Source organism: Hydrogenovibrio sp. 3SP14C1, assembly GCF_029625905.1.
In the GTDB taxonomy this organism is placed as follows: Bacteria; Pseudomonadota; Gammaproteobacteria; order Thiomicrospirales; family Thiomicrospiraceae; genus Hydrogenovibrio.
In genome coordinates, this window is the sequence record NZ_JARTLM010000025.1 from 1 (window position 1) to 488 (window position 488).

General features: G+C 40.8%; 1 protein-coding gene. It reads left to right on the forward strand.

The features are described from left to right. Window positions 1-87 precede the first annotated feature (87 nt). Window positions 88-488: helix-turn-helix domain-containing protein (locus P8629_RS11480; RefSeq protein WP_278166267.1), on the forward strand; the 401-nt coding region annotated here is incomplete at its 3' end.

The following is a 488-nucleotide window of genomic DNA, read 5'->3' on the forward strand; positions in this document are numbered from 1 at the left end:
TTCAACAAGCAAGTGCAACACCTAGGAATAGAAAAAGGTTAGCTAATGAGCTACCTTTTCAGTTCCCCAACCTAAAGGTGTTGTTATATGAACAAATATCATCAGCTAACCGAGACTGAAAGATATCATATTTACGGTCTCAGGCGAGCAGGTTTGTCAATTAGTGATATTGCCAAAGAAGTTAACCGTCATAAATCGACCATTAGCCGAGAGTTTAAACGTAATGTTAACAAACGTGGCTGGCGGCCAATGCTCGCTCACCAATTAGCGTGTGCTAGAAAATCCAATAAAGCGTGTAAACGCATTTCTCAGTCCGTCTGGCACACAGTATCTAAGAACCTTAAAAACAACTGGAGCCCTGAGCAGATAAGTGGCCGCCTAAAAATAGAATCAAGCATTTCAATTAGCCATGAATGGATTTATCAATTTATCTATCAAGACAAAGCCAGTGGCGGCAACTTATACCGCTACCTATGTCGTAAAAAACG